The organism is Polynucleobacter sp. Fuers-14, from assembly GCF_018882045.1.
Taxonomy (GTDB): Bacteria; Pseudomonadota; Gammaproteobacteria; order Burkholderiales; family Burkholderiaceae; genus Polynucleobacter.
The window spans coordinates 1-427 of record NZ_JACVPG010000043.1 but is presented as its reverse complement, the minus strand read 5'-3'; the positions used below and the strand labels follow the sequence as shown (position 1 = coordinate 427).

Annotated in this window: 1 protein-coding gene; it reads right to left on the bottom strand. The window is 47.8% G+C overall.

Features of this window, described 5'->3' with window-relative positions:
• Positions 1-427: autotransporter-associated beta strand repeat-containing protein (locus tag ICN40_RS11630; protein ID WP_216244154.1), on the bottom strand; the 427-nt coding region annotated here is incomplete at both ends.

The following is a 427-nucleotide window of genomic DNA, read 5'->3' as shown; positions in this document are numbered from 1 at the left end:
TTCCCCGATTACTGGAGAGAGATAGTGTTGCTGTAGCTTGTAATGTACCGCCATTAATGGTGATTGAGCTAGCAGTTACGCTAGATGGGGTTGCTCCTAAATTAGCCTCTGCAGAAATAGAGAGGATGCCGCCAGTAATGGTAGTGCTGCCAGTGTAGGTGTTGGTGCCTGAGAGTATGACGGTACCTGTTTGAGAGGCCCCATTAATCGTTAGCGCACTTGATCCAGTCATTACCCCTGCTACAGTCAAAGTGTTACCACTAGTAGCTGCTAAGCCTCCTGCAGAAGATAGGGTGATTCCCCGATTACTGGAGAGAGATAGTGTTGCTGTAGCTTGTAATGTACCGCCATTAATGGTGATTGAGCTAGCAGTTACGCTAGATGGGGTTGCTCCTAAATTAGCCTCTGCAGAAATAGAGAGGATGCC